Origin of the sequence: Bacillus australimaris (assembly GCF_001307105.1) — a bacterium.
Classification (GTDB): Bacteria; Bacillota; Bacilli; order Bacillales; family Bacillaceae; genus Bacillus; species Bacillus australimaris.
In genome coordinates this window covers 1-25871 of sequence record NZ_LGYN01000008.1, presented here as the reverse complement: position 1 = coordinate 25871, position 25871 = coordinate 1, and the positions used below count along the sequence as shown (strand labels likewise).

The 25871-nt window shown below is 38.4% G+C and carries 32 protein-coding genes and 1 pseudogene; 17 read left to right on the top strand and 16 right to left on the bottom strand.

From position 1 onward, the window contains the following. Positions 1-48: 48 nt before the first annotated feature. The 15 genes from AKG37_RS06305 to AKG37_RS06235 all read left to right on the top strand — a co-directional run bounded on the left by AKG37_RS06305 (position 49) and on the right by AKG37_RS06235 (position 11497). Positions 49-318 (top strand): hypothetical protein, encoded by a 270-nt coding sequence (locus tag AKG37_RS06305; protein ID WP_060698035.1) that lies wholly within the window; start codon positions 49-51, stop codon positions 316-318. Positions 319-472: 154 nt separating this feature from the next. After that, on the top strand, positions 473-835 hold the full coding sequence (locus AKG37_RS06300; protein ID WP_060698034.1) for a DUF2200 domain-containing protein: 363 nt from the start codon (positions 473-475) through the stop codon (positions 833-835). Positions 836-882: 47 nt separating this feature from the next. Further along, positions 883-1734: a pentapeptide repeat-containing protein gene (locus AKG37_RS06295; RefSeq protein WP_060698033.1), complete on the top strand. Its 852-nt coding sequence runs from the start codon at positions 883-885 to the stop codon at positions 1732-1734. A gap of 322 nt (positions 1735-2056) precedes the next feature. After that, a complete protein-coding gene (locus AKG37_RS06290) occupies positions 2057-2449 on the top strand; it encodes a RidA family protein (RefSeq protein WP_060698032.1) in 393 nt (130 codons plus the stop codon). A 291-nt stretch (positions 2450-2740) separates the two neighbouring features. Next, on the top strand, positions 2741-3868 hold the full coding sequence (locus tag AKG37_RS06285; protein ID WP_060698031.1) for a DUF418 domain-containing protein: 1128 nt from the start codon (positions 2741-2743) through the stop codon (positions 3866-3868). Between the two features lie 154 nt (positions 3869-4022). After that, entirely contained in the window at positions 4023-4394 is a 372-nt protein-coding gene (locus AKG37_RS06280) for a GntR family transcriptional regulator (RefSeq protein ID WP_060698030.1), read from the top strand. Positions 4395-4399: 5 nt separating this feature from the next. Continuing rightward, positions 4400-5275 carry an ABC transporter ATP-binding protein gene (locus AKG37_RS06275; RefSeq protein ID WP_060698029.1) on the top strand — a complete coding sequence of 292 codons (876 nt, stop codon included), beginning with the start codon at positions 4400-4402 and terminating at the stop codon, positions 5273-5275. Beyond that, entirely contained in the window at positions 5259-5864 is a 606-nt protein-coding gene (locus tag AKG37_RS06270) for an ABC-2 transporter permease (RefSeq protein WP_060698028.1), read from the top strand. Before AKG37_RS06275 ends, AKG37_RS06270 begins: the two co-directional genes overlap by 17 nt. A 187-nt stretch (positions 5865-6051) precedes the next feature. Continuing rightward, positions 6052-6267 (top strand): helix-turn-helix transcriptional regulator, encoded by a 216-nt coding sequence (locus AKG37_RS06265; protein ID WP_039176085.1) that lies wholly within the window; start codon positions 6052-6054, stop codon positions 6265-6267. Then, complete coding sequence (locus AKG37_RS06260; protein WP_060698027.1) at positions 6264-6560, top strand: hypothetical protein; 297 nt, start codon at positions 6264-6266, stop codon at positions 6558-6560. Before AKG37_RS06265 ends, AKG37_RS06260 begins: the two co-directional genes overlap by 4 nt. Positions 6561-6608: 48 nt before the next feature. After that, the gene (locus AKG37_RS06255; protein ID WP_060698026.1) at positions 6609-7556 is read left to right on the top strand and encodes an alpha/beta fold hydrolase; all 948 of its coding nucleotides are present in this window, start codon (positions 6609-6611) and stop codon (positions 7554-7556) included. Positions 7557-7741: 185 nt separating this feature from the next. Next, on the top strand, positions 7742-8374 hold the full coding sequence (locus AKG37_RS06250) for a TetR/AcrR family transcriptional regulator (protein WP_078060980.1): 633 nt from the start codon (positions 7742-7744) through the stop codon (positions 8372-8374). Between the two features lie 50 nt (positions 8375-8424). Next, positions 8425-9108: a hypothetical protein gene (locus tag AKG37_RS06245; protein WP_060698024.1), complete on the top strand. Its 684-nt coding sequence runs from the start codon at positions 8425-8427 to the stop codon at positions 9106-9108. Positions 9109-9133: 25 nt separating this feature from the next. Continuing rightward, complete coding sequence (locus tag AKG37_RS06240; protein WP_060698023.1) at positions 9134-9892, top strand: DUF4097 family beta strand repeat-containing protein; 759 nt, start codon at positions 9134-9136, stop codon at positions 9890-9892. A gap of 216 nt (positions 9893-10108) precedes the next feature. Continuing rightward, the gene (locus tag AKG37_RS06235; protein WP_060698022.1) at positions 10109-11497 is read left to right on the top strand and encodes an amino acid permease; all 1389 of its coding nucleotides are present in this window, start codon (positions 10109-10111) and stop codon (positions 11495-11497) included. Between the two features lie 39 nt (positions 11498-11536). On the opposite strand, the gene AKG37_RS06230 is transcribed toward AKG37_RS06235, so the two are convergent. The 7 genes from AKG37_RS06230 to AKG37_RS06205 all read right to left on the bottom strand — a co-directional run bounded on the left by AKG37_RS06230 (position 11537) and on the right by AKG37_RS06205 (position 18254). After that, positions 11537-12418 (bottom strand): glycerophosphodiester phosphodiesterase, encoded by an 882-nt coding sequence (locus tag AKG37_RS06230; protein WP_060698021.1) that lies wholly within the window; start codon positions 12416-12418, stop codon positions 11537-11539. 92 nt (positions 12419-12510) lie between these two features. Beyond that, positions 12511-13845 (bottom strand): glycerol-3-phosphate transporter, encoded by a 1335-nt coding sequence (gene glpT / locus AKG37_RS06225; RefSeq protein WP_060698020.1) that lies wholly within the window; start codon positions 13843-13845, stop codon positions 12511-12513. 224 nt (positions 13846-14069) lie between these two features. Next, the gene (locus AKG37_RS06220) at positions 14070-14840 is read right to left on the bottom strand and encodes a SurA N-terminal domain-containing protein (RefSeq protein ID WP_060698019.1); all 771 of its coding nucleotides are present in this window, start codon (positions 14838-14840) and stop codon (positions 14070-14072) included. Positions 14841-14992: 152 nt separating this feature from the next. Beyond that, positions 14993-16876 (bottom strand): thioredoxin domain-containing protein, encoded by a 1884-nt coding sequence (locus AKG37_RS19290; protein WP_060698018.1) that lies wholly within the window; start codon positions 16874-16876, stop codon positions 14993-14995. A gap of 38 nt (positions 16877-16914) precedes the next feature. Next, positions 16915-17076, bottom strand: a complete 162-nt coding sequence (locus AKG37_RS19285; protein ID WP_077233696.1) for a DUF255 domain-containing protein — start codon at positions 17074-17076, stop codon at positions 16915-16917. 130 nt (positions 17077-17206) lie between these two features. Then, positions 17207-17809 carry a YczE/YyaS/YitT family protein gene (locus tag AKG37_RS06210; protein WP_060698017.1) on the bottom strand — a complete coding sequence of 201 codons (603 nt, stop codon included), beginning with the start codon at positions 17807-17809 and terminating at the stop codon, positions 17207-17209. A 10-nt stretch (positions 17810-17819) separates the two neighbouring features. After that, on the bottom strand, positions 17820-18254 hold the full coding sequence (locus tag AKG37_RS06205; protein ID WP_060698016.1) for a GNAT family N-acetyltransferase: 435 nt from the start codon (positions 18252-18254) through the stop codon (positions 17820-17822). Positions 18255-18374: 120 nt separating this feature from the next. On the opposite strand from AKG37_RS06205, the gene AKG37_RS06200 reads away from it, so the two are divergent. Continuing rightward, complete coding sequence (locus tag AKG37_RS06200) at positions 18375-18827, top strand: MarR family winged helix-turn-helix transcriptional regulator (protein ID WP_060698015.1); 453 nt, start codon at positions 18375-18377, stop codon at positions 18825-18827. Positions 18828-18836: 9 nt separating this feature from the next. Here AKG37_RS06200 and AKG37_RS18480 read toward each other — a convergent pair whose 3' ends face one another. Both AKG37_RS18480 and fabF read right to left on the bottom strand, forming a co-directional pair. Further along, positions 18837-19073, bottom strand: a complete 237-nt coding sequence (locus AKG37_RS18480; protein ID WP_077233695.1) for a DUF255 domain-containing protein — start codon at positions 19071-19073, stop codon at positions 18837-18839. 158 nt (positions 19074-19231) lie between these two features. After that, positions 19232-20464, bottom strand: coding sequence for a beta-ketoacyl-ACP synthase II (gene fabF / locus AKG37_RS06195; protein ID WP_060698014.1), 1233 nt, complete (start codon positions 20462-20464; stop codon positions 19232-19234). A gap of 103 nt (positions 20465-20567) precedes the next feature. On the opposite strand from fabF, the gene AKG37_RS06190 reads away from it, so the two are divergent. Further along, positions 20568-21404: a helix-turn-helix transcriptional regulator gene (locus AKG37_RS06190; protein ID WP_060698013.1), complete on the top strand. Its 837-nt coding sequence runs from the start codon at positions 20568-20570 to the stop codon at positions 21402-21404. Positions 21405-21578: 174 nt separating this feature from the next. On the opposite strand, the pseudogene AKG37_RS18735 reads toward AKG37_RS06190, so the two are convergent. The 7 genes and pseudogenes from AKG37_RS18735 to AKG37_RS06160 all read right to left on the bottom strand — a co-directional run. Further along, positions 21579-21693: pseudogene (locus AKG37_RS18735) on the bottom strand (DUF255 domain-containing protein); the annotation flags it as partial. Between the two features lie 171 nt (positions 21694-21864). After that, positions 21865-22374 carry a hypothetical protein gene (locus AKG37_RS06185; protein WP_060698012.1) on the bottom strand — a complete coding sequence of 170 codons (510 nt, stop codon included), beginning with the start codon at positions 22372-22374 and terminating at the stop codon, positions 21865-21867. Continuing rightward, positions 22371-23039: an ATP-binding cassette domain-containing protein gene (locus tag AKG37_RS06180; protein WP_060698011.1), complete on the bottom strand. Its 669-nt coding sequence runs from the start codon at positions 23037-23039 to the stop codon at positions 22371-22373. The genes AKG37_RS06185 and AKG37_RS06180 overlap by 4 nt, the downstream gene beginning before the upstream one ends. A gap of 14 nt (positions 23040-23053) precedes the next feature. Next, positions 23054-23866 carry a hypothetical protein gene (locus AKG37_RS06175; protein ID WP_060698010.1) on the bottom strand — a complete coding sequence of 271 codons (813 nt, stop codon included), beginning with the start codon at positions 23864-23866 and terminating at the stop codon, positions 23054-23056. Next, entirely contained in the window at positions 23853-24659 is an 807-nt protein-coding gene (locus AKG37_RS06170) for a hypothetical protein (protein ID WP_058837222.1), read from the bottom strand. Before AKG37_RS06170 ends, AKG37_RS06175 begins: the two co-directional genes overlap by 14 nt. A gap of 106 nt (positions 24660-24765) precedes the next feature. Further along, a complete protein-coding gene (locus AKG37_RS06165; RefSeq protein ID WP_060698009.1) occupies positions 24766-25203 on the bottom strand; it encodes a hypothetical protein in 438 nt (145 codons plus the stop codon). A gap of 11 nt (positions 25204-25214) precedes the next feature. Beyond that, positions 25215-25790, bottom strand: a complete 576-nt coding sequence (locus tag AKG37_RS06160) for a hypothetical protein (RefSeq protein WP_077233694.1) — start codon at positions 25788-25790, stop codon at positions 25215-25217. Positions 25791-25871 lie beyond the last annotated feature (81 nt).

Here is a 25871-nt window from a genome sequence, read left to right as displayed (position 1 = left end):
AACTTATTGATTTGATCGTACGATGATTTTTGATTGAGGGTACAATATTTGAAAGCTGCTTTTTTACAAAATATAGATCGTTTTCAAGGAGGGAATATTATTTTTATTCGATACGTAAAAAAAGAAAAATGGGGAATTGCTTTTTTTATAATTGGTTATATTGCATTGTTTATCATTTCTTATTGTTTAATTGGTGGTCCTGTCTCAAGTGGAGGACCAATAGGTGTATTTCTTGGATTTTGTATTGTTCAATTTCTTAAATATAGAGCTTTCAAAAAAGATGAAAGAAATAATAAGGGCATATATCATCGTTTATAAGTTGTATTTATAGCACATTTTCATATAGATAGACATGTATACTAAGTGCATTAAATAGAAAGGTTTGAACATAAAGAGAATAGGCATAGTGAGAGAGCGGCCCCTGTAGAAAGCATTACAGGTTAAATATTTAACGAAGAAAGAGAGCAGACACATGACCAAGCCTAAAATCTACACAATGTGTTTCGCAAAAGTCTATCCTCTCTACATCGCAAAGGCGGAGAGAAAGGGACGAACGAAGGCTGAAGTTGATACGATCATTTGCTGGTTAACGGGTTACAGTCCAGAAGAGTTACACAAACAGTTGAACAAACAGATAGACGTTGAAACCTTCTTTGCTGAGGCACCAGAGCTTCATCCTTCCCGTAGCTTAATCAAAGGAGTCATTTGTGGTGTCCGGGTGGAGGACATTGAGGAAGAAACTATGAAGAATATTCGTTATATGGATAAGCTGATTGATGAGTTAGCGAAGGGAAAGACGATGGAAAAGATTTTAATTGCAGATGAGATTGTTTAGGAATCTTGTATAATAAAATCAAAAGTTTTTTAGAGAAAGGGTAAAAAATGGATAATGATACAGCTCAAAAGATTAGAGAAAGTTTAACGGCTGATTGTACGAAGTGCTTTGGACTTTGTTGCACAGCGCTTAATATTGTAGCATCAAGTGATTTTCCAATTAACAAACCGGCAGGTACTCCTTGTATGAATTTGCAGTCTAATTACAGTTGCCAAATTCATAGTCAGTTAAGGGATAAAGGATTCAAAGGTTGTACAGTATTTGATTGTTTGGGTGCTGGACAGGTCGTATCTCAAGTTACTTTTAACGGTCAAAGTTGGCGAGAACACCCTGACATTGGGAAGAAAATGTTTCAAGTGTTTCCCATTATGGAGCAAATTCATGAAATGATTGCGTACGTGGCAGAAGCTCTGTCTTACGATATACCGGATGATTTAGCTGATAAATTGAGAAAGCAGTTAAAGGAATTACAGGATTTAACGAAGTTGGACGCAGATAATTTATTGTCACTTGATCTGGTGATGTACCGTTTTTCTTTAAATGAACTGCTTACTTCAGCGAGTGATTTTGTGAGAAAAAATACAATTGATAAAATGCCTGGTGTTCGAAAATTTAAAGAGTTTGATCATGCGAGAGTTAATTGGATGGGCAAAAAGTTAGAGGGAAAAGATTTAAGAGCAACTGATTTTAGGGGAGCCTATTTGATTGCTGCGGATATGAGAAATACGGATTTAAGGGCAGTCAATTTTATTGGTGCGGATTTGCGAGATGTTAATTTCAGTGGCGCTGATCTGTCCACCAGTATGTTTTTGACCCAAATGCAAGTTAATTCGGCTAAAGGTGATGTAAAGACAACATTACCCTCTTATATACATCGACCTTTTCATTGGATTAATTAATTTTGTTCATGTTTGTGTATTGAAAGAGCCTTTTTGAAGTTGGTTTTACTATCAGTCTTATTCAAGAAAATGGCGATTTAATGGAAGAACACACTATAAAAATGATCAAACTTTATTCCAAGCTACATTTGATATCCCTTTAGATATCCTTGTCTGATCAGATTACAAGCTAAGGCCGAACATTCAAGACGTCTCTATCTTAAGTTTGAGGCTGCTGCGATTGCTTCTTCAAGTTTACTATGAGCATAAATATCTGAATATGGTAGAAAGTTTGATATGATGATAAAAATTGACTGTATTTTCAGAAAAGGGGTTTTTATCAATGAGAACATCACGTAATCCTGAGAACATTCATCCACCAGTCGCACCATATACCCATCAAATAGAGACAACCGGACCACAGCGTTGGTTAACACTATCAGGTCAGGTGGGAATGGAGGCGGATGGGACAATCCCAGAGAGCCCGTTGGAGCAGCTAGCGCTAGCGTTAGAGAATGTGAAACGAAATGTAGAAGCGGCAGATATGGCTGTGGAAGATATAACGAAACTAGTATTTTATCTCGTAGGAGAGTTCGATGCTGAGAGTAGGAAACAAATCATGGGGCAGTTTTTGGACGGGCACCTGCCTTGTATGACGATGATTTATGTGGTGGCATTGGCTTCACCTGCTTTAAAGGTAGAGGTGGATGCTTGGGCGTGTCAGGAGATGGTGTAGGGTGATGATAGAAAGTGATTTTACATAAATAGGGGTGTTTTTGTGTTTCAATCAAACAAAAAATTAAAAAGTAAAGTCGTTTTTTCGCTGGTTTGGGAATTTTTGTTTTGTTTGAAGCGTGTGATGCGAAAAGAACAAAGTCATCAGTATGATACCTAGAATGTAGATTCTAGGTTTTTTTATTAAATTCACCTTAAACTCATGTTTTTACATGGGTAGATGAACCAATTTTTAAAAAGTGTGGTAGGATAAATATGCTTTATCTTTATATTGTTCGAAGGAGCTGTCGAGTTGAAGGGATCTAGGGTTGAGTTTATTGATAGTTTACGTGGTTTTAGTTTATTAGGTATTTTGATTGTGAATATGCTTAATTTTCAATATGATTATGATTTTGAGAAAATGTTTGATTCGAGTTTTTGGGGACAGGAATTCGGTGTATATGTGACAGAAATTTTTTTCCAAGGATCTTTTTATCCGATTTTTTCCTTTTTATTTGGGTATTCTTTTATTAAATTGATTGAATCTACAAAAGCTAAGGGACTAAATACGAATGCCATTGTCGTTCGCAGAGGGTTTGGTCTGATTGTGCTTGGAATGCTGCATTTAATCTTCATTTGGAGTGGCGACATTCTTCTCTATTATGGAGCTTGTACGTTTTTCCTAATGATGTTTATAAATAGCCGAATCAAAACAGTGTTTATATGGTCGGGTATTTTAGGTGCCTTATCTTTAGTGATTTATCCATCTCTAATGAATTTTATTTACGGAAATCCTGATTTATTAACGAATGTATATGGGACTGGTACATATGGCGATATTGTATTGAGCCGGATTACAATTGAAGATGATATGGTAATCGTCTCCATCATTATGGCAATTGTAACACTTACTCTGACACCAATTTTAAGTCTTCTCTATGCTCCTATCATGATCGGTCCATTTGCACTGCTTGGCATGGCGATCGGGAAAAAAGGTCATTTGACAGAAGAAGATCGAGGCATGGCTTATCGTAAAGGCTGGGTTTGGATGATTATCATTGGGCTCGCTTTAAAATGTGCGACGTTCATTGATGCTCCTTGGAGTGAAATGGTGTTGACGTTAGGAGCCTACGTCCTGACAATCGGTTATATTCAAGCCTTTATTGTTTTTTACTATTCAAAGGCTGCTCAAGGGTTGAAACGTCTGCTTGCAGGGCTTGGCCGTTTGTCTCTATCAAACTATTTGGCACAGTCGATCATTTGTACAACCATTTTCTATTCTTATGGACTTGGTCTATTTGGTCAGATGGGATCGATATTTGGGCTGCTGCTTGCTGTCGGACTGTACACAGCACAGCTGTTCATCAGCTATCTCTATTTGAAAAAATGGAGAAGAGGTCCTGTGGAGTGGCTTATGGGAAAATGGGTGTATTGGAAATAAAGCATTTTGTTAAAAGAACCGCATGGCTTAAGGGCTGTGCGGTTTTTTGTGCATTTTATTTATAAAGGTTGAATATTCTTTTAATGTGTATATAATGTATATATAGTGTATATACAATATTTTGTTTCAACTATCAGAAAAAAGAGGTTTTTATATGCAAATTACGATTTCAAACCATTCTAAGGAGCCCATCTATGAGCAAATTACGAATCAAATCAAATCGATGATTTTGACGGGTGAGCTTGAGGAAGGTGCAGACCTGCCATCTATTCGAAAGCTTGCGAAGGATTTACAAATCAGCGTGATTACAACAAAACGAGCGTATGAAGAGCTAGAGAAGGCAGGATTTATTTATTCAATTGTAGGCAAGGGGTCTTTTGTTGCGGAACAAAACCTAGAAGTGATGAGAGAGAAAAAATTGAAGGTGATCGAGGAACAGCTTGGGGCGGTTGTCACAAACGGCAAGGAATTAGGCTTATCTTTTGATGAATTGCAGCAGTTATTAAAGTTCTTATATGAGGAGTGAGATGAGTGGAGCATGTGATTGAATTCAAAGGAGTTTCGAAACGATTCAAGGATTTTTCAGTTCAGAATCTCGATTTACAGGTTAAGAAAGGCTTTGTTACAGGGTTTATTGGAGAGAATGGAGCGGGTAAGTCGACCACCATTAAAATGATCATGAATTTGTTAAAGCCCGATTCAGGTGACATAAAGGTTTTTGGATTGGATTATCATACTCATGAAAAAGAGATTAAGGAACGGATCGGGTTTGTTTACGATGCCAACGTTTTTTTCCCAGGGCTGAATTTAAAGGACATCAAACGGATTGTGGCACCTGCCTATAAACGCTGGGATGACCAGCTTTTTGATCAATATGTTGAACAGTTTGGCTTGCCGCTTCATAAAGCGATTAAAACATTTTCAAAAGGGATGCAGATGAAGGCGTCACTTGCGATTGCGCTGTCGCATCATGCAGAGTTGATTATCATGGATGAACCAACGGCTGGGTTAGATCCGGTTTTTAGAAGAGAGCTGCTTGGCACGTTACAAGAGTTGATGATTGATGGAAATCGGACGATCTTTTTCTCGACGCATGTGACAACTGATTTAGGCCGGATCGCGGATTATATTGCATTTATACAAAGTGGAAAATTGGTCTTTCAACAGTCGATACATGATGTAGCAGAGAGCTATGCGCTTGTGAAAGGAAGTCTTGATTTATTGGATCGAGATACAGAAAAGGCCTTTGTCCATATTCAGCGTACAGCAGCGGGGTTTGAGGCATTAACAGACCGGATTGATGAAGTGAATCTTATTTTTGGTGATGCTGTTGTGATTGAATCGGCGTCGCTTGAGGATATCATGTTTTATTTGAAAGGCGGGGTTGCTCATGTTTCATTTAATTAAGCGTGATGTGATTTTGCAAAAGAAGCAGTTACTTATTTTTATTCCGTTAATCTTATTTTTTATTTTCATGGATGTCCATCCAGTATTGACGTTTCTAGTTGCTAGTGTCTTCATTCCATTTAACACATATGCGTATGATGAAAAGGCAGAAACGAATATTCTATTAAACTCCTTGCCCTATACACGGAAAGAAATTATCGCATCACGTTATCTTGGCGCCATTTTCTATATGAGTATTGCGATCGTGCTGACAAGTGCTGCATTATTTGTGTTTGGAAAGCTGTTTTCGCTGTCAGATATTGCGATTGGCAGCGGGTTGTTTTTATTGTTCGCGGCGTGTACGTTTCCATTGTTTTATATCTTAAAGCCTGGTTATATCACAACGGCAGTGCTCTTTGGCTTTATCCTATTATCTGCTTTGGGACCGCCTGTTGTTCTCTATTTAGCAGAGCAATTCAGTGGGATCACTGATTTTATTATGAATTTATCGATCCCTATTTTATATACGGGGTCAACTGTGCTGATTATGCTCATCTACCTGCTGTCTTGGGGACTTTCTACTGCGATTTATCAGAGGAAAGTGTTTTAATTCAGATGATCAGATCATTTATAGAGAATCATTCATTTTGAGTAGGACTTTCAAAATGGATGATTCTTCTTTTTTTGAATCAAGTGAAATTGACATACATTAGAAAAGGGGTTATGATTATTTAACATAATGTTAATTATTTTTAACATATTGTTAAATAAAATATCCTTCAAGAAAGGAAATTGAAATGGAGATTAAAAATAGAATTAAGGTGTTACGGGCTGAAAAAGACTGGACACAAAAAGATTTGGCAGAGAAGTTAGGTGTGACGCGCCAAACGGTAGCAGCTATTGAAAATGGTAAATATTCTTTGTCTTTAAAACTAGCATTTCAAATTGCTAGAACATTTGAAGTTGATTTGTATGACGTATTTCAAGAGGTCGACAAGGAGGAACAACAATGATGACGACGATCATACTTTATTCTCTGATTATCCTTTCTATTTTAAGCACGGCCTTTCAATTTAAGAAAAACCGTGAATATAAACATGATGAACGTGGTCAATTTATTTTAGCGAAAGCAGGAAGTTTTTCAATTATAGGTGTGGCTTTAGCTTATATATTGGTTGCGATTGTTCAAGCTTTGCATCAATTTACCTCCCCAACAGAGTGGTTTTATATAGCGATTACATTTATGTATGTATCAAGTGTTTGCGCAAATACAATCGGTATTATCTATTGTGAAAGAAAATATTGATTTTTCTTCGAAGCTAAAGTTCTTCATCGTGAAGGGAAGAGAAAAACAATGAAAAAATTATTGAAAATCATGCTGATATCTATATGTACCATTATCACGGTCATGGTTGTTTTTCTAGCTACTGTTTATACTGTAAACCTCATTAGTAATGAAAGGGAGAAGGGGAAAATAGAAGCTTATGGGCAAAAGGTCTTGGTGGACGGGAAGCATATGAATGTACTCATTCAAGGCGATGGGAAAGAAACGATTGTACTTCTCCCAGGCTATGGAACTGCTTCACCAGTGCTGGATTTTAAGCCGCTAGTAAATGAATTATCATCATATTATAGAGTCGTAGTGATTGAACCATTTGGATATGGTTTAAGTGACGATACAGATAAAGTACGGACAAGTCAAAACATTGTGGATGAGATTCATGAATGTTTGCAAAAGCTCGACATTCATAAATATACGTTGATGGGCCATTCGATTTCTGGCATTTATGGATTAGAATATGTGAATCAATATGAAAAAGAAGTCCAAGCATTTGTTGGAATTGATAGCAGTGTTCCTAAGCAGGAGGATTCAGATGAATTGCCAGTCTCCAGCTTACAGCTGCTTCATCAATCCGGTTTTTACAGATTGATAGTGAAAATGAATCCAGATCAACTGGTGATGCCTAAAGTAGATGATCAAACGAAAGATCAGATTAAAATGCTGACCTTCCGAAATTTCTTGGATAAAAGCCAAGCTAGTGAGGCGGAAAACTTTAGAAATAATTTTAAAAACGCTCAACGCTTACATTTCCCTAAGAATCTCCCTGTTGTTTTCTATCTAGCGGATCAAACGGAGGAGGAAACACCAAGTTGGAAACCAATGCATGAAGATCTACTGAAAAATGTAGATCACGGAAAAGTTGTTACTTTCAAAGGTGGCCATTATTTGCATCATACGAAATCTAAGGAAATAGCAGCTGATTTTAGAGAATTTCTATCTACCAACGAGAGTCACCGATAGTGAGGGATTCTGGTGGAGGCTTCGGCATTGCCGATGTTCAGTTTGAACTCGAGAAGACCGTGTGAGCGGTCTTTTTTGATTTCTATATTGACAGTTTATGATGAAGTAGATTAAAATACATACCAACGGTCGGTATGTAAAAGGAGGCGAATTCATTGGCCAGAAATAAATATCCAGAAAAGACGATCCAGCAAATTTTAGATGTGTCGACGAAGCTGTTTCAGGAAAAAGGGTTTGAAAAGACGAGTTTGCAGGATATCATCCATGAATTGAACATGTCTAAGGGTGCTATCTATCATCATTTCAAATCGAAGGAAGAAATATTACGTGCTGTGATGGAGAGGCAATTTCGTCATGCGACTGAGAAGCTTGAAGATCTGATTGAGCATACAGAGGCAACGCATGCGAAAGAGAAGCTGCAGCGTATTTTAGAGCAGCTTGTGTCAGATCCACAATCTCATACGATTGATGGGATCTTGGTTGATCAGATCAAAAACCCACAATTTGTGGTTGAGGGAATGAAGGCAGGTGTAAATCAGGATGCGCTTAAAATCAAGCAGCTGATTCTTGAAGGGATTGAGGATGGTTCGATGACGACTGCTTTTCCTGGTGAAGTGGCAGAAGTGTTTATGCTTCTCGTGAATATATGGCTGAACCCAACGCTATTTGCTCGTGATCAACAAGAAACTAGTCAGCGCTTGCTGTTTTTGCAGCAGATGATGAAAGGGCTTGGAGTGGATGTGGTGAGTGATCTATTTATTCAAAAGGTCACAGCGCACTATGCTGGGATTGGTGGTTATGATCAGCCTGGAACCTAAATAGTCAGATAAGAGATAAAAGGAAAATTCATTTCATAGGAGGATGCCTTATGCTTCACTTCATAAAACTTGAGCTAAGAAAAAACCATATGAGAAATTATATTCAAGCCAGTATAATCGCAAGCATTGTATTGTTGGTGTTTATTTATTTCGTCGCATTTGTTGCACAGGTTGAACAGGAAATGGGTTTTCAGCAATATCAGAATATCTATTTGTTGACCAGTATAGTATGGATGATCTTTTTTTCGATCGTCACAGCCTGGATGTATTGCCGAGTAGTGGTGACGACATTGGAAGAGCATGAACCTCGTTCATCAAAGCTGAAAGGATCACTATTTTCAAGAATGGTTTGGATGCTATGCTTTTCTACGATTGCCATGCTGTGTAGTATCATTCCCTCATTTGTTGTATTTAGTGTCACTGAAACGTTCTTTCCCATTGTCCATGACAGGCTGACAGCTGATGTGATGTTCACTGTGATCAAAACGTACCTAGTGTTTACTTGCTGTGTCAATGGAATTGGCATGATTGCGATGAGAGTGGGATTCATGAAGAAATCTACTTTCATGACCATTCTGACTGCGGTTGTTCTATGTGCTGTTTTAGGAAACGTATTCATCTCTGCCTTTGGAAATGATCAAATGATTGTCATTCTGTCAGGAGTCATGATCGCAGCAGTTCTCATTGTGATCTTGGAATTGTGGGGCACCGTTACTCGGCTTCAAGCGAGATAGCCGCGATGAATAAGGAGGGAGACATGTGGAGCATACGATTCAAATTGACGAATCGGTCGTAGAATTATCGCTTGATTGGCTGCTCGGAGAGGTGCGTATTCATCACCATGATCATCCCTATCTCATTATTCGTCAAACGACCAATCAAGTCTTTCCAAAGCGCTATTTGCTGCATCATCAGGTAAAAGATGGACGGCTGATCATTCAAGATAGACGAAAAAGAATACTTAGCTTAGGACTTCACCTTTATCAAACCGATGTAGCGATCTATCTTCCGAAAAATACATTACAGTCTATATCCCTTCGTTGTAAAGGAGCAAATCTTCAGGCAGAAGGGCTGAATGTGGAAAATGTCTATTGTCATTTAACCTCAGGAAAGACGATGCTATCAGGTGAGATCAAGCGTCTTCATTTAGAAACTGTAGGTGGATTTATTTCTAGTCAGGAGCTGGCCGCACAAACATTGTCATTGCATGCCACATCGTCAAAAGTTGAGTTGATGGGTGCTTTCTCAGACGTTGATCTGCATGTAACGGGTAGAAGGATACAGGTTCATTCTACACACATGCTCAATTCACTTAAATCGACTTCAACTGGAGCTTATGTTAAAGTGGCGATTCCAGAAAATGATGGGTTTACTTGTTATGTAAAGAAAAGATCTGGTGCTTTTCGGAATGATTTTTCTTGTGATCGTGAGAAGGGGAAAATGTTGCATAAGAACGGACAAAGTTCCTTTGAAATTGATATAAGAGGCGGTCAGTTTCTACTAAGTCAAAAGCATTGAAGTGAGCTTTCTTTCTTTGATTCAATATATCAATATAAAACAATTTGAACTTCTTTTTATGTCAGAATATTTTGTTAATAGTGTTTTCCTCAAAAAAACAATTGTTTTTTAAGGGTAGATTTATTATGATAATATACATCGAAAGATTGACGTCAATCAGAATGAAAATTCTGATTTTTTATTTTTTATGTTGTTTGTTGATGAGGGGGAAGAAAAATGGCTCAAAAGGAATTAAAGAGAGGGTTAAGTGCCCGCCATATTCAAATGATCGCTCTTGGCGGCACAATTGGTGTTGGCCTATTCATGGGGTCAGCTAAGGCCATTCAATGGACAGGTCCATCGGTTCTTCTAGCGTACGCAGTGTGTGGTATTTTTATCTTTTTTATTATGCGTGCGATGGGGGAAATGTTATATCTTGAGCCGAGTACAGGTTCATTTGCTACATTCGGCCATCAATATATTCATCCACTTGCGGGGTATATGACGGCTTGGAGTAACTGGTTCCAGTGGGTCATTGTTGGAATGTCGGAAATTATTGCTGTAGGCGCTTATATGAAATATTGGTTCCCGGATCTGCCTGCGTGGATTCCAGGATTAATTGCGATGATCATTTTAGGAGCCGCCAACTTGATTTCAGTTAAGTCGTTCGGTGAGTTTGAATTTTGGTTTGCGATGATCAAGATTGTGACGATTATCTTGATGATTATTGCTGGTCTAGGCATTATTTTCTTTGGATTTGGAAATGGCGGAACGCCAATTGGGCTTTCTAACCTTTGGGCGCATGGCGGGTTCTTTACAGGTGGATTTAGCGGATTCTTGTTCGCGTTGTCTCTCGTTATTGCTGCCTATCAAGGAGTCGAGCTGATTGGGATTACAGCCGGTGAGGCACAAAATCCGCAAAAGACACTGACAAACGCAATCAAAAGTATCATCTGGCGTATTTTGATTTTCTATATCGGAGCGATTTTTGTCATTGTGACGGTGTATCCTTGGGATCAGCTGAATACCCTTGGCAGCCCATTTGTGGCGACGTTTGCGAAAATCGGAATTACAGCAGCTGCTGGTATTATTAACTTTGTTGTCATTACAGCAGCAATGTCCGGCTGTAATAGTGGTATTTTCAGTGCAGGCCGTATGCTTTATACATTAGGTGTGAATGGTCAGGCACCTGCTTTCTTTACGAAAATTTCGAAGAACGGTGTACCGTATTTTGGGACATTCGCTGTGCTGATTGGTCTAGCGATAGGAGTTGTCTTGAATTATGTTTCTCCGCCAAATATTTTCGTCTATGTGTATAGTGCGAGTGTCCTTCCTGGGATGGTGCCTTGGTTTGTCATTTTGATTAGTCATATTGGCTTCAGAAAGGCGAAGGGGGCAGCGCTTGAAAAGCATCCGTTTAAAATGCCGCTAGCACCGTTTTCTAACTATCTTACAATTGGATTCTTATTAATGGTACTTGTGTTTATGCTCATTAATCAGGATACGCGTATTTCTCTTATTGTAGCAATTGGGTTCTTGATTTTAGTGGTGCTTAGCTTTTTTGTATTTGGAATTGGGAAACGAAAACCGATTGAAACAGCTTCTTCTGATCAAACGGTGAAATAATCAAAAGCCTTGCGGAGTGAACCGCGAGGCTTTTGTCGTTTACAGAGAAGCTTTGACACGTTGAAAGACATCTGGATAGTTGGTGAAAAGACCTGTGACGCCGTATTGCAGAAGACGTGTCATGTCGGCTTCGCTGTTGACCGTATATGGATGAAGGAGGAGTCCATGGCTTCTGACCTGCTGGACGTTTTCAGGTGTTAATGCCCTAAAATTCGGTCCTACACCCACGGCGTAAGTTTTGATGAAGTCAAGCTGATCATCTGTGATGGATGTCATTTGGGCTCTGTCTAATAGCTGTACTTTTGGAAGGCGAGGGGCGAGTTTCTGTAGCTTTAGCAGGCTGTCTTCACTAAAGGATTGAATGATGACCTGCCCTTTTCTTGTATGTTTCCCGAGAAGATGATGTTTCTTTAAGGCGGCCAATAGCTTTTCTTCCATTTGCGGATAAAGGTCTGGTTTTTTTGTTTCAATATAATAATTTTCACGTTTGCCGAAATAGCGCAGCACCTCATCTAATGTGAGTACCCGCTGTCCGATATAGTTGGCATTTTGTCTGTCGGGGTTGGCTTCGTTAAACCATGTCCCGGCATCAAGCTGTTTGATTTCAGCAAGTGTGAGGTCTTTGACCCAGCCTGTTCCATTTGTGGTCCGATCAACGGTTTCATCATGCATCACGATGAGATGTCCATCCTTTGTCATTTGAAGGTCGAGTTCGAGGTAATCTGCATTCATCTTTGTGGCGAGCTTATAGGAAGCCAGGGTATGCTCTGGTGCATACCCTGATGCTCCGCGATGTGCAACGGTTAAGATACGATCTGGAGATAAAAGATGTTCATGTGCCGATATGGTGGTCGGCATCCACGCAAAAGACAGTAAAGCAAAAGAGAGCAACACGAAAGCAAGTAATCTACTTTTCTTCATATTTTATCCTCCTCTTACGGTAACTGCCTTCATCATAAGAAATAGATGTAAAGAGCATGTTGGGCGGATATGAATCTTTTATGTGATTTTCATTAAGCTTGCTCTACGCGTTTCCCTGTATTCCATGTCATCGCGAGGAAAACAATCGCAAGCACGCAGGAACCAACTAGTAAAATGAAGCCTCCAGTCCAGTCATAGTGATCCACGACGACGCCCATCATGGCATTGGCAAAGGCAGAGCCGCCAATATAGCCGAAGAAGCCTGTGAGTCCGGCAGCAGTGCCAGCCGCTTTTTTCGGAGCGAGATCAATCGCCTGAAGTCCAATGAGCATGACAGGTCCGTAAATCAAAAAGCCGATACTGATGAGGGCAATGTTATCGATCATTGGATTGCCAGCAGGGTTTAACCAGTACACGAGAACGGCAATTAACACCCCGACCATAAAGATGACCCCAGCTGGTGCGCGGCGGCTTCTAAAGAAGCGGTCGCTGATCCACCCGCACAATAATGTACCGGGAATGCCTGCATATTCATAAAGAAAATAAGACCAGCGTGAATGCTCTGGTGAAAAGCCCTTTGCTTCCGTTAAATAGGTCGGCGCCCAGTCAACGACACCGTAACGGACGAAGTACACAAAGACATTGGCAATGGCGATATACCAAAGGAATTTATTGTTGAGTACATATTTAAATAAAATCTCTTTCACTGTTAATTCTTTTTCTTGATCCTCATATTTTTGTGCCGGATAGTCGTTTCGATATTCCTCGATTGGTGGAAGACCAGTGGATTGCGGGGTATCCCGTACGAGAAGAATGATCACAAAGGAAACGATAATGGCAATGATGGCAGGGAAGAAAAAGATGCTTTTCCACGTCGCAAACAGCACAATTCCCAATGTGATGAGCGGTGCAAGAATCCCCCCGCCGATGTTGTGAGCGACGTTCCAAATGGACATTTTCGTACCACGTTCACTAACTGAAAACCAATGCGCCATCGTCCGTCCGCATGGCGGCCACCCCATACCTTGGAACCAGCCGTTTAAAAACATGAATAAGAACATGATCCATACACTGGATGTCACCCATGGAAATGAGACAAATAGGATATTGATAAGGGCTGATAAAAAGAGTCCGGCGGCTAAAAAGTATCTGGGGTTACAGCGGTCTGAGATCATCCCCATGATGAATTTACTAAAGCCATAGGCGATTGAGACGGCTGCGAGTACAAAGCCTAGTTCACTTTTTGTGAATCCCTCTTCCTGTAGATATGGAATGGCAAAAGCGAAATTTTTGCGCAGCAAGTAATAGCCCGCATACCCGATAAAGATCCCTAAAAAGACTTGCAGCCGCAGCCGCTTATAGGTCTCGTCTGTTTTGGCATCATCGAGCCTGTCGATATGCGGAGCGGGTTTAAACCATTTGAACATAAAGATCCTCCTCCTGTAGATGTCCGATTGACTGAAGCAAAAGTACGAGAACTGCGTTTGATCTTGTACCTTTTGGGAGACGAAAGAATTGTTAGCGCTTTCTTTTGTACTCCCATCATATCGGATGGAAGAGACGTTTATGATGAGGCTTTTGTCATAAATTTGGAAAAATGGTTCGTGAAATGACAAAAAAATCCGCACAATGGCGGATTTTTTCTTAGCGGTTACAGAGACACATTAATTTTCGCAGATTTCTTTAGTTTTTCAATTTCTTTTTGTACTTCTTTTTGCTTTTCTTGAGATTCTAGCTGCTTTTTAATTTGCGATTTAATCTCTTTGTATTCTGGTGCTTTTTGCTTTTGTTTTTTCATTTGCTCTGCGTATTGGTCATAGTACGCTTTGACGTCTTTCTCAGAGACGGAGGCTGATTTGATTTCTTTGTCGACATATTGGCTGTACTTGATGCTGTCGGCAATGTCACTTTTCAGCTGATCCAATGTAAGTCCGCTCTTTTTCAGTGCTTCTTCAAATTGAGCGTTGTCTTTAAATTGTTTCTTTTCTTCTTTTAGCTGTTTATCTACTTGTTTATCAGAGGCTTTGAAGCCCTTCTTCTCAGCATCTTGGAGGATGAGCTCTTGACCTACAAGTGCATCAATGGTTTGTTTCTTGACTGCTTTTGCGCCTTCTTTAGAAGTTGGATCTTGTCCGGACTGCTGAAGCTGACCTTGAATGGTCGATAGTGCGCTATTGTATTCACTGCCTGTGATTTTGTCTTTGTTGACGGTCGCAACGACCTTTTGATCATCGATTTTTTGTGCATCTAATTTCTTTTGCATTTCTTCCATTTGCTTTTGCTGCTCTTTTTGATCAGCCTGTGTTGTTTCCTTGTTTTTGGCTGCATCGTTTTGCTTATCCTGTTTTGCATCGTTTGATGAGCAAGCTGCAAGCCCAACAGATAACAGACAAGCGATGAGTGTATATGATACCTTTTTCATCATTTTCTCTCCCTTCGGTATGAGAACATCTAGTGCGCATTCTAACCGTTTTAGAGAGAAATTAAAACCGTATAGACAATTTGTTAGCGGATTGACATGTTTTTTATCTGTTTGTCCTCATTTTGTCTTCTCATAGTCATCATATGACAAAGTCAATCGTGGAATAATTGTTCCATCGCCTCGTCGATATGGGTGATCGGCTGGCGGCAGCTGTAGTTTTCACAAATATACACGGTGGTGCTACCGCCGATTGTTTTGTAATCTTTTGCAAATGGTGCGAGCTGTGCCAGGTCATTTCCTGTTTCGGCGGTCAATATGATATCAAATGGCATAAATCGTTTCCGAAGCGCCTGTAAAAGCCGTTCTTTTTGCGGATCGCCGTTTTTTCCAAGAATGATGATTTCTCGTTTCGCTGCGTATTGACTCAAGAGCCCTTGAAGAAACGCTGTGTGTCCGCTTGGGTAGGAAGAGACATCGATATAAAAGGCTTTGAACATCTGTTCTAAGGCTTTCAGCCAGTCTTGACGTCCAGTCATTCTGCTTAGCTTCAGAAGCTGGTGGAGTGCGGTGCTGTTACCAGAAGGCATGGCACCGTCGTACACTTCTTTTTCTCGAACGAGGAGCGCTTCCGCATCTGAACCTGAGAAGAAAAAGCCCCCTTTTTCCTTGTCCCAAAACAGCTCAAACATGTTCTCAGCAATGGTTGTGGCCTTTTCCAGCCATTCTAATTCAAAGGTCGCTTCGTATAAAGACATATACGCTTTTAGCATGTGAGCGTAATCCTCGATAAAGCCGAGATGCTTCACGTCTCCTTCTCTGTAGCGGACCATGAGCCGAGCATGTTGGACGAGGTGTGTTTCTAGAAAAGATATCGCCTGTTTCGACATACGGATAGCTTCCTCTAAAGTGAATACCCTTCCTGCTGTGGCGAGAGCTGAGGTCATCAGCGCGTTCCAGGATGTGAGCACCTTGTCATCGACAAGCGGTGCGGGTCGCTGCTGTCTGACAGATTGTAGAATTTGCCGGGCTTCTTGCAACTTGGGTTGAAGGGTTTTATCGTCGATCGAAAAAGAGGCCTTGATGTCCTCAAATGAGGTGGAAATCGTATGAGGGATGTTCTGCCCTTCAAAGTTCCCCTCTTCTGTAATGTGATAGACTTCGCAAAATAAAGCGCCAAGTTCCTCCCCTAAATGAGTGATGATCTCATCCTTTGACCAGACGTAATATTGCCCTTCTTTCCCTTCCGAATCGGCATCTATCGCTGAATAAAAGGAGCCGTCCGGATTCATCATATCTTGTTTGATAAATTGGATCAGTTGTTGGACAAGCTTTTCATACTCAGAATTTGGAGTGAGCTGATACGCTTCTGTGTAAGCTTCCATCAGCAAAGCGTTATCGTACAGCATCTTTTCAAAATGCGGCACCAGCCATTTTTCATCCGTCGAATAACGTGAAAAGCCCGAACCAATATGGTCATATATACCGCCATTTGCCATACCGTCTAATGTTTTTGTGACTGCATATAATGCGTTCTCCTGCCCTGTCCATTGGTAGTAACGCATAAGAAACGAGAGCATATGAGGTGCAGGGAATTTTGGTGCGGAGCCAAATCCGCCATACAGCGTATCAAAGCCACTCATCAGCTGGTAATAGGCTTTATGTACGGACTCTTGAGACAGCGTATTGTCTGTCTGCCCTGCTGCTTTGATCCGCAGATTATTTGTCGCTTTCTCTGCCAATGATTCAATATGATCCCGGTCGTTATGGTACGCTTCCAGCAATTGTGTCAGTGCTTCGATGAAGCCAGGCCGCCCGTATGCACTTCTCTTTGGAAAATACGTCCCCGCATAAAAAGGCTTTTGATCCGGCGTGACAAACACGTTGAGCGGCCAGCCGCCTTGCCCCGTCATCATCTGACAAACCGACATATACATAGAGTCGATGTCTGGACGCTCCTCACGATCGACTTTGATAGAAATGAAATGCTCATTGAGGATGTCAGCGACTTGTTGATCTTCGAAGCTTTCGTGTGCCATGACGTGGCACCAGTGACAAGTGCGTATAGCTACCCGAGCTAGCTATACCCAATAGATACGAGAACAGGTTTGTTTTCGCGTTTCGCTTTTTCGAGTGCTTCTTCTCCCCAAGGAAACCAATTCACAGGGTTATGAGCATGTTGAAGTAAATATGGAGACTTCTCAGCGATTAATCTATTGGGTTTATTGTTAGTGGGCATGGGATCACCTCCTTTCGATAAAGTTTCTTATCAGTATGGACTTTCCAATATCTAATATATCAAATATCAAAAAAGAAGAGGTCTTTTAAGGTTAGCCCCTTCTTTTCTTTTTATAAGGTGATTCCAGATCTCAATTGGATAAAAGGCGACGTTCAACAATAGACATAAAAAAGTGAAGTATCATGCCTCCTAAACACACAGTTAAAATGGTTCCGATACCGATAGGACCTTTACATATATAAGCCAAAAATAAGAAAAAAGCATACAATACTGTTCTTGAAAATAGGAAGGTTCTTTTTGAAATATCTCGAATAATGAGTGTTAAATGATCGATAGGCGTTGATGCAAATTTTGTTTGAAGATAGATGGCTGTTCCAAGACCAATGAATACCAAACCAACTCCGAAACATGTCAGTTTGCTAAACCACATGCTTGTGTAGATGACATGTTTTATGAGGAACAACCACAGATCAATGCCTATTCCAGTCACGAATGCTGTAATCAAACCTAATAAAACAGGTTTTTTTCTTGTTAATATAGAGTTACAGATTAAGATAATAACAGAAATAAGGACCTCCCAGCTTCCTACGGTAAGACCGACTTCTTTGGAAAGGCCAACCAAAAGGGCATCGAATGGGGAAGTACCTAGTCCTGATTGTATTGTTAAAGAAATGCCTAAACTTAATACGAGTATACCTAGTCCGTAATAAACATACTTCTTTTTATTAGACATGATTTGTATTTCAAGATATCTCTTTTGTCATCAAGACGTGTGGAATTCCGTCTTCCATAAATTCATCTGAAGTAGTTTGGTAGCCCAGTTTTTTATAAAAGCCTTCTGCATGTGTTTGCCCATGCAGCTTAATCTTAGAAATGTCTTTTTCTTGCATGATTTTTTCCAGCTCTTCAATGATGATTTTGCCTAAACCGTACTTACGATAAGGTTTTAGGATACAGATTCTTTCCAGTTTACCTGTATGATCAACGATGCGCACACGGCCTGTGCCGACAGGCTGATTCTCGTGATATATCAAGACATGCTGGCATTGTTCATTGAGTGTATCGAATTGATCGAACTCATCGGATTCAGGCACTTGCTGTTCTTCAATGAATACCGATTTTCTAATATCTTGAGCAACATGTAAATCATTTTCATTTGTTATTCTTTTTATATTCATTATTTACCAATCCTTTTCTGATATTAGTCTGGACTCTCCAGCATGCGTGTGTTCTTATAAGAGTAAGGTTAAATTATTTTTGTTGTAATTGCAACAAAAAACATGTGAGGAGTTTTGGGTATGAACGACATTTTACGAGAGATCGGCATGATAGCAAGAGCTTTAGATTCCATAAGCAATATTGAATTTAAAGATTTGGACTTAACGAGAGGGCAGTATCTCTATCTTGTACGTATATACGAAAACCCCGGTGTTATTCAAGATAAATTGGCTGAAATGATAAAAGTTGACCGAACAACGGCTGCGCGGGCAATCAAGAAATTGGAAATACAAGGATTGATTGAAAAACAGCCGGACAGACAGAATAAAAAAATAAAAAAGCTGTTCACGACTGAAAAAGGGAAAAAAGTTTATCCTTTTTTAAAAAAAGAAGAAGAACATTCTACGAAAGTGGCCTGTTCTGATTTTTCACCTGAGGAAAAGGAAACAATTTTTAAACTTCTTCACAGAGTCAGGAAAAACGTAGAACGGGATTGGGAAAATGTGAAGAAGGGAAACAAAAGGGACTACTAAAGTACAGATTTAAACTTTAAAAGTTTTAGAGCACATTATGTGGTATAGTCCCTTCCATAAAAATATGTAATGGCACCAGTGACAAGTGGCGTAGCCAATACTGACAAGCACTGGTTTATTTTCACGTTTGGCTTTATCGAAGGCTTCTTGCCCCCACGGGTACCAGTGAACTGGGGTGTGAGCGTGCTGAAGTAGGTATGGTGATTTTTCAGTGATAAGCGGGTTGGGTGTTTGGTTGTTTGGCATGGGATCACCTGCTTTCTAATGTTTTTTAAGTATTCTTTTTCCTCTATTTAATATATCAGATAGCTGAAGTCCGTCATAAATTGTCTGTGAGGTTTTCCCATAATGAAAAATCAAGGGCTATAAACCCTTGATCGATTCATTGTGTTCTTTTCACTTCTTCAATTGTAATGCTTTAACACGATGGCTGAATTATGTCCTCCAAAACCAAAAGAATTGGATAGCCCATATTTCAATGGAAGCTGTCTCGCTTCTAATACAACATCTAAGTTGCAATCTGGATCTAGCTTCTCTACATTAATAGTTGGCGGAATCATTCCTCGTCTCAAACTTTCCACTAAAGCAATGGCTTCTACTCCGCCGGCAGCACCAAACATATGCCCAGTCATCGACTTATTCGCAGTTGTTGGAATTTCACTTGAACGTTCACCAAATAATTTCTTAATAGCTAGAACTTCTGAACGATCACCTACTTGTGTACTTGTTGCATGTGCACTAATAACATCAATTTCATCTGTTGATATATTGGCACTTCTCAATGCTTTTTTCATGGCTAAGTAGGCACCCTTACCTTCTGGGTGTGATGCTACCATATGATGAGCGTCTGAACTAGCTCCGTATCCCACGACTTCACATAATATCGGCGCATCTCTAAGAATAGCGTTTTCTAGTGATTCTAATACTAAGATACCTGCGCCTTCACTCATCACAAAGCCATCTCTATCTGTATCGAATGGACGGCTGGCTAGGCTTGGCTCTTGGTTTCTAGTAGATAGTGCATGTGCGTTTCCAAAACTGGCCAAAGATATCTGTGAAACGGCAGCTTCTGCTCCACCGGCAAATATAATATCTGCATCATCGTTTCGGATCGCATTGAAAGCTTCACCAATAGAGGTGTTCCCAATAGAACAAGCTGTGACTGGTGACAATGATGGCCCTTGTGCTCCTAATTTTATGCTGATTTGGGCCGCAGCTGCATTTGAAATCATCATGGGTACAAGGCTGGGGCTTACTCTCGATGGACCTCGTTTATCTAATACATTCACTTGATCAACAAGCGATTGGATTCCCCCGATACCTGAACCAACATATACGCCTAAACGTTCAAGATCAACTTGATCTAACTGTAATTGTGAATTTTCTAATGCTTGTTCGGCTGCTGCTAAGGCAAACTGACTAAAACGATCTAAACGTTTTGCTTCTTTTCTTCCCAATATTTTATCTGCATCGAAATCACGAACGATTCCAGCTATTTTTGTTTTATAATCAGTAGTATCAAAAGAATCAATGAGAGATATTCCTGATTGTCCTTTCATTAGTTGATTCCAAAAGCTATTGACATCATTTCCTAGTGGAGAAATAACTCCCATTCCAGTAATGACAACTCTTTTCATGATCATTCCCTCCTTGTTTTTATTAACTTTAGCCATTGTGTTATCCTATTACAAGTTGTTGTTTATCCTAGTATAATTAATACTATTTTAAAGGGAGAGTTCAATGAAACCTAAAACAAGACTTCAAGCTTTATCAGAATTTCTAAAGAATCAACGTTCGAAAATAACTCCCCAAATGGTTGGTTTACCTGTAGGAACTCGTAGAAGAACACCAGGATTAAGAAGAGAAGAAGTGGCTCAACTAGCTGGTGTAAGTCTTACTTGGTATACATGGTTAGAACAAGGCAGAGATATAAAAGTATCTACTTCGGTATTAGATGCTATTTCTCGAGCATTACAATTAAATAATGATGAAAGAAGATATTTGTATGCACTAGCGTTAGAGGAAGGAGTGAAACAGCCCTTTATCAATGAGAAAGAGAAGGAAATCAGTCCGGCTTTAGTAAAAATGTTGCAGGAACTTCGTTATTGCCCAACGATTATTTCAGATAGAAGAAGTCAAATTGTTGGTTGGAATCAAGCTGCAGCTAGTGTGTTTTTGGATTTTGAACAAATCATCCCGGCAGAAAGGAATATCATACGTTTACTATTCGCAAGAAAGGAATTTAAAAGCTTAGCAGTGAATTGGGAGCATTTTGTTAGAGGATATATCGCCATATTTAGAACGTATTATGCACAGTATGTGGCTGATGAATGGTATGAGCAATTTATACATGAAATGGAACAGACATATCCTGAGTTTTGGAAAATTTGGAACGAGAATGAGATCAGCTCTGCTCCTGAAGTATTAATTGAGTTTCGTCATGCTAAGGCAGGAAAAATGCTGTTTAATCTTACTTCATTACAAGTGCATGGAGATACTGATTTAAGATGCAGCGTCTATACACCAGTTGAGGATACTGAAACTGAGCTTAAGTTAAAACGATTAATTGAAGGGTAGGTTTCGCTTGGAGAGTGGAATTGATACGAGGAATACTTCTTTAAATTTGGGTGACATAAAAACAACTCGTATAGCTCCGATTCGTTATTTGTATTTGGATGTAGTTACTGTGTGCATCTAATATAAAATAGATCCTATACCATCAATGGCAAGTTCCTTTGGTTATCCATACTAAACCGATACGAAAACTGGTTTGTTTTCGCGTTTCGCTTTCTTGAATGCTTCGTCTGACCATGTGTATGTACCAGTTGACCGGATTATAGGCTTGTTGGAGAAGATATGGCGACTTTCAGTGATTAATCGGTTGAGCATTTTTTGTTTGTCATGAGTTCACCTGCTTTCATATATTAATTTCCTGCGTACTTTAACTTTAGTGAGACTTCGTCTTTTTAAATAAAAAAATCCTCTAAAAATAGAAGAGGACAATAGGATGTATTTCTTTTGATATGAATAGTATTTGTTACTTGAAGTAATCAATTTCCACAATGAATTTCTCAACTGATACTCCATCGCTCCCAATCATATGGAGTTTAGGAGTTTTTAAATTTTCCTCACCAGTATTTCCAAATGTAAAGGTGACTGTACCATTTAAATATTGATGAGGATTTATATCTTTAATTCTTTTCCCTGTCTTATTATTAATAAAGTCTATGGTCTGGGTTTCTTCCTCTCCCCTCATCATTCTATAAAATTCAGGATGTAGGGGGAGTTTATCGTTTGTTTTATTTTTTAATGTAAATGGTATGCGGTATTCAGTTACTTTATTTCTCATTTCATCAATGGTATTAATTTTCTTAGCTTTTTTAAACGTATGACTTATTTTTAGAAATTCAAATGTTTCATTTGTCGTAAGGTTTTTTTCAGTTACTTTATAGTTGGAGTATTCACTATTCACTTGTTGATAGCGGAACGTGCTGATTAAGATAAAAATTATAGTCATTACTGAAATTACTATTACTTTATTTCTCATTTTTCTTTATCCTTATCAACAATCGTTTCTTTTATAATTTCACCAGATTCAATATCATAAATCGTATCTGAAACCTTTTGAAGAGTTTCTTTATCATGGCTAGCGATCAAAATTGTTTTACCTTCATTTTTTAATGTTACGAGTAATTGATGTACTATTTCGACTGCTTTCTCATCTAAAGCATTAGTAGGTTCATCTAAAATGAGCAAATCCGGTTTTTCCATAATTGCTTGAGCTATTCCCAAACGTTGTTTCATCCCAAGAGAATATTTTTTAAACTTTCTCTTGTCATTTGGATCAAGCCCTACACGAGAAATCACAGCAGAAATTTCGTTATCGTTAGTTTTATTCTGAATCATAGAGAGTAATTTTAGGTTAGCAAAACCAGTATATTCTGGGATAAAACCAGGATACTCTATTAATATTCCAACATTTTCGGGAAATGAGATGTCTCTGTGTAATTGTTTCCCACCTACAGTTACTTTTCCATCACTTGGTTTTACTAATCCGGATAATACACGAAACAACATTGTTTTTCCGGATCCATTAGGTCCACGAAAACCATAAATATTCCCCTTTTTTAATGATAAGTTAATATTCTTAAGGACATGGTTTTTTTTAATAAATTTGTTTAGTGCCTCAATTTTAATATATTCTTCTGACATGAGTTTCACCTCGATTAACATTCTTTTTCATGATCATTGCCGTATTCATTTAAAAAATCTTGTTTGATAAAAATTTTATATGCTAGAAAAGTAAAAAGTAATCCAAAACCACTAAATAAATAAATCATTCTAGAAAATAAACCTGGTATAAGCCAAGATGTCATTTCTAATGACAGTGAGTCATTAATGAAAGAAAAACCAAAATAAATATTAAGCATTTTATCAAGAATCACAGCAGATGAAATGATAATAAAGCTGTATATATAATTTTTACTTAACAAATAGCAAACTACAACAAATAGTCCGATCAGATAGAATGCCAATAAACTTGTAATCAGATATCTAATTAACATGATATTAGATGAAAAGTATTTATCTAAAGGTAGTTGATCGCCATATGTTAAGTATGGAGCTCCTTTTGTAGATAGCCAAACGTTGTCCCACCTTCCTGACAGGAACCCACCCAAAAGGAAACCACTGATTAGGTATATAAGAGTGAATATTAGACAGATCCAAAAGACACGTAATAATAACGATAAAAATACTCTTTCTCTTTTTTGATAACGAACAAAACGAGAAGAGTCAAAAAAAGGTACGAATCCAAATGAAAAAAACATTAGAAAAAGGGGTAATACGGGAAAAACAAATGTATAGGAAGAGAAAAATAAATTTAAAGATTGTGGTATTCCCATTATTCCTTGTTCCGGTATACTTTCTTTGACTAAATATAAAATACAAAGCAAATAACAAAAAAACCAGATGAATAATCGCACTTTATAACGGTATATGTCGAGTAAAACGATATGGAGTTCTTTAACGAATAACATTCTTTTTAACCCCTAGAATGTATAATGAAATACTTAACATAAATCCGATAAACAAGTGTAAAACAAGACTTGCTAGACTCACACCATCTGTAGCCTGTTGTTGCAAGAAGCTTGTTGATATCATTTCCTGATGCCCTAGTGTTGAAAGTACCATGTTTATGACATATAAACTTGCAAAAGGTGTAATTAGAACAACAAATGATTTTTTAATAAACATTCCAAATCCCAAAGCTATACTTGCGAACATACCAGAGAAAATACCAATTAATATTACATATAAAAGCATATGAACAAAGGGATGTGTATAATATAGATCTGGTAAGAAAGTATTATCAGAGTCTAAAGGCATCTCATTGTTAATCGCTCTATCAGGTTTTATATTTGGAAGTCTCATGAAAGACAAATAAATATTTAATAATAGAGGAAAGACAGCTGTGAGCATACCTGCTAAAAAGTTTATAAGAAACAAACTAAAGAAATATTGTTTTTGTTTTCCTCTAATAATTAAAAAGCGAATAAAACCAGTTGATCGATCTCTTGAGTACAGGTCTGAAAATGGAAGTGTTGCTAAAATTGGTAATAAAAACATGTAAAGTGCTGGATAATCTGATATTCCACCAATCCCCATCCATTTTGTATAAGGGGTAAAAGAAATTCCTCCAGTAAGTTCTAAATGTTCTTTTAGTGGCATTTCTTCTGTCCAAAAATATGCAATTGCTAGAATTGCACCAATGGCTAATGATATGTAAAAAGATGGGCGTTTTATTAATCGTAATATAAGCAAATAAAACATGTATCTCTCCATTTCGTTTATTTAAAAATAAATGTAGAAGCGACTCAGTTAATTCTGAGTCGCTGTGTCATATAGTTCTCTTTTGAATTTAAAGAGCCTAATAGAATCAAGGGCTTTTTGGATCGTAATCGGGACTCCATACGCCATTAGCGTGACCAGCTGCATTCTTCTTAGCACCTATCGTAACGAACGGTGTTCCTATTCCTAAGAATGTTTTCTCAACGGCCAAATTGTATAGGAGTTTTTTTCCTTTATAATTTTTTTTAATTGTATAATAGTGGCCACCTGAAACATCCTTTCCTTTAGATCTGGCCCAAGCTTCATATGAAGTATTATTCTCTGTACTTCTCATATAATAGTAAGATTTAGTATATTTCATTCTAGCATATGTCTCATCATATGGATTTCCTTTTAGAAATCTAAAATTAAACTTTTTATCTTCATAGTCTGCAGTTGGTTCTCCTGCATAGACATGCACAATTCCTATAGTAGAAAAGGTTACTCCTAGAATTAAAGTTAGGGTAATGATTATTTTATTTTTCAACGGTCTTCTCCTCACTGTTTACTTACAACAAAATATTTATCTGCGACACCTATGCATTCATTATCTTTATTTAACCAAATCATCCTTAATGCTATTTTTGCTTTCTGACCTTTGAATGTTGGTAAATTAATTAAATATTCGTGATCTGCATCTAGTCCATCATAAGGTTGTTCCCATTGATGAGTAACTCCTCTATCATCTTTCAATTTTCCCAAAATTTTTGATGGGGGAGGTTCTTTTTGACTAAAGGTCATCGCTAATTCATAATTTTTAGGAAGTGGTCCAACTTCAATGTCCGCTCCTTTGAAAACATTCTCAATTGCCACATCATTATTCTTTATCTGACCTTGATAATAATGATCCTCTTTCAGATTTTCCCAAAATATCACTTTGAAAAGACTTTGCTTTTGCTCAGTATCAAAATAGAATATTTTAGGATTATCCTTTGTGCTTTTATCCAAATCTTCTATACTTACAGAAGGATCTGGGGCTCTGTCTTTTATTGTGTTATTGAACTTATTTGATTGACAAGCACTAATCAAAGATATCATTGTTAAAATTAAAAAAAATGTAAATAACTTTTTCACTATTTTCCCCACTAAACCCATAATTTGTACCGGCACGTGAATATTATACTATAAAATAAAGAAAAATACACCTTTTTCTGC

Bases quoted from the DNA above. Each gene is read 5' to 3' on its own strand.
- AKG37_RS06300 (WP_060698034.1), top strand. From the start codon at position 473: ATGACCAAGCCTAAAATCTACACAATGTGTTTCGCAAAAGTCTATCCT.
- AKG37_RS06295 (WP_060698033.1), top strand. From the start codon at position 883: ATGGATAATGATACAGCTCAAAAGATTAGAGAAAGTTTAACGGCTGAT.
- AKG37_RS06290 (WP_060698032.1), top strand. From the start codon at position 2,057: ATGAGAACATCACGTAATCCTGAGAACATTCATCCACCAGTCGCACCA.
- AKG37_RS06280 (WP_060698030.1), top strand. From the start codon at position 4,023: ATGCAAATTACGATTTCAAACCATTCTAAGGAGCCCATCTATGAGCAA.
- AKG37_RS06270 (WP_060698028.1), top strand. From the start codon at position 5,259: ATGTTTCATTTAATTAAGCGTGATGTGATTTTGCAAAAGAAGCAGTTA.
- AKG37_RS06265 (WP_039176085.1), top strand. From the start codon at position 6,052: ATGGAGATTAAAAATAGAATTAAGGTGTTACGGGCTGAAAAAGACTGG.
- AKG37_RS06260 (WP_060698027.1), top strand. From the start codon at position 6,264: ATGATGACGACGATCATACTTTATTCTCTGATTATCCTTTCTATTTTA.
- AKG37_RS06255 (WP_060698026.1), top strand. From the start codon at position 6,609: ATGAAAAAATTATTGAAAATCATGCTGATATCTATATGTACCATTATC.
- AKG37_RS06245 (WP_060698024.1), top strand. From the start codon at position 8,425: ATGCTTCACTTCATAAAACTTGAGCTAAGAAAAAACCATATGAGAAAT.
- AKG37_RS06235 (WP_060698022.1), top strand. From the start codon at position 10,109: ATGGCTCAAAAGGAATTAAAGAGAGGGTTAAGTGCCCGCCATATTCAA.
- AKG37_RS06230 (WP_060698021.1), bottom strand. From the start codon at position 12,418: ATGAAGAAAAGTAGATTACTTGCTTTCGTGTTGCTCTCTTTTGCTTTA.
- glpT (WP_060698020.1), bottom strand. From the start codon at position 13,845: ATGTTCAAATGGTTTAAACCCGCTCCGCATATCGACAGGCTCGATGAT.
- AKG37_RS06220 (WP_060698019.1), bottom strand. From the start codon at position 14,840: ATGAAAAAGGTATCATATACACTCATCGCTTGTCTGTTATCTGTTGGG.
- AKG37_RS19290 (WP_060698018.1), bottom strand. From the start codon at position 16,876: ATGGCACACGAAAGCTTCGAAGATCAACAAGTCGCTGACATCCTCAAT.
- AKG37_RS19285 (WP_077233696.1), bottom strand. From the start codon at position 17,076: ATGCCCACTAACAATAAACCCAATAGATTAATCGCTGAGAAGTCTCCA.
- AKG37_RS06210 (WP_060698017.1), bottom strand. From the start codon at position 17,809: ATGTCTAATAAAAAGAAGTATGTTTATTACGGACTAGGTATACTCGTA.
- AKG37_RS06205 (WP_060698016.1), bottom strand. From the start codon at position 18,254: ATGAATATAAAAAGAATAACAAATGAAAATGATTTACATGTTGCTCAA.
- AKG37_RS06200 (WP_060698015.1), top strand. From the start codon at position 18,375: ATGAACGACATTTTACGAGAGATCGGCATGATAGCAAGAGCTTTAGAT.
- AKG37_RS18480 (WP_077233695.1), bottom strand. From the start codon at position 19,073: ATGCCAAACAACCAAACACCCAACCCGCTTATCACTGAAAAATCACCA.
- fabF (WP_060698014.1), bottom strand. From the start codon at position 20,464: ATGAAAAGAGTTGTCATTACTGGAATGGGAGTTATTTCTCCACTAGGA.
- AKG37_RS06190 (WP_060698013.1), top strand. From the start codon at position 20,568: ATGAAACCTAAAACAAGACTTCAAGCTTTATCAGAATTTCTAAAGAAT.
- AKG37_RS06185 (WP_060698012.1), bottom strand. From the start codon at position 22,374: ATGAGAAATAAAGTAATAGTAATTTCAGTAATGACTATAATTTTTATC.
- AKG37_RS06180 (WP_060698011.1), bottom strand. From the start codon at position 23,039: ATGTCAGAAGAATATATTAAAATTGAGGCACTAAACAAATTTATTAAA.
- AKG37_RS06175 (WP_060698010.1), bottom strand. From the start codon at position 23,866: ATGTTATTCGTTAAAGAACTCCATATCGTTTTACTCGACATATACCGT.
- AKG37_RS06170 (WP_058837222.1), bottom strand. From the start codon at position 24,659: ATGTTTTATTTGCTTATATTACGATTAATAAAACGCCCATCTTTTTAC.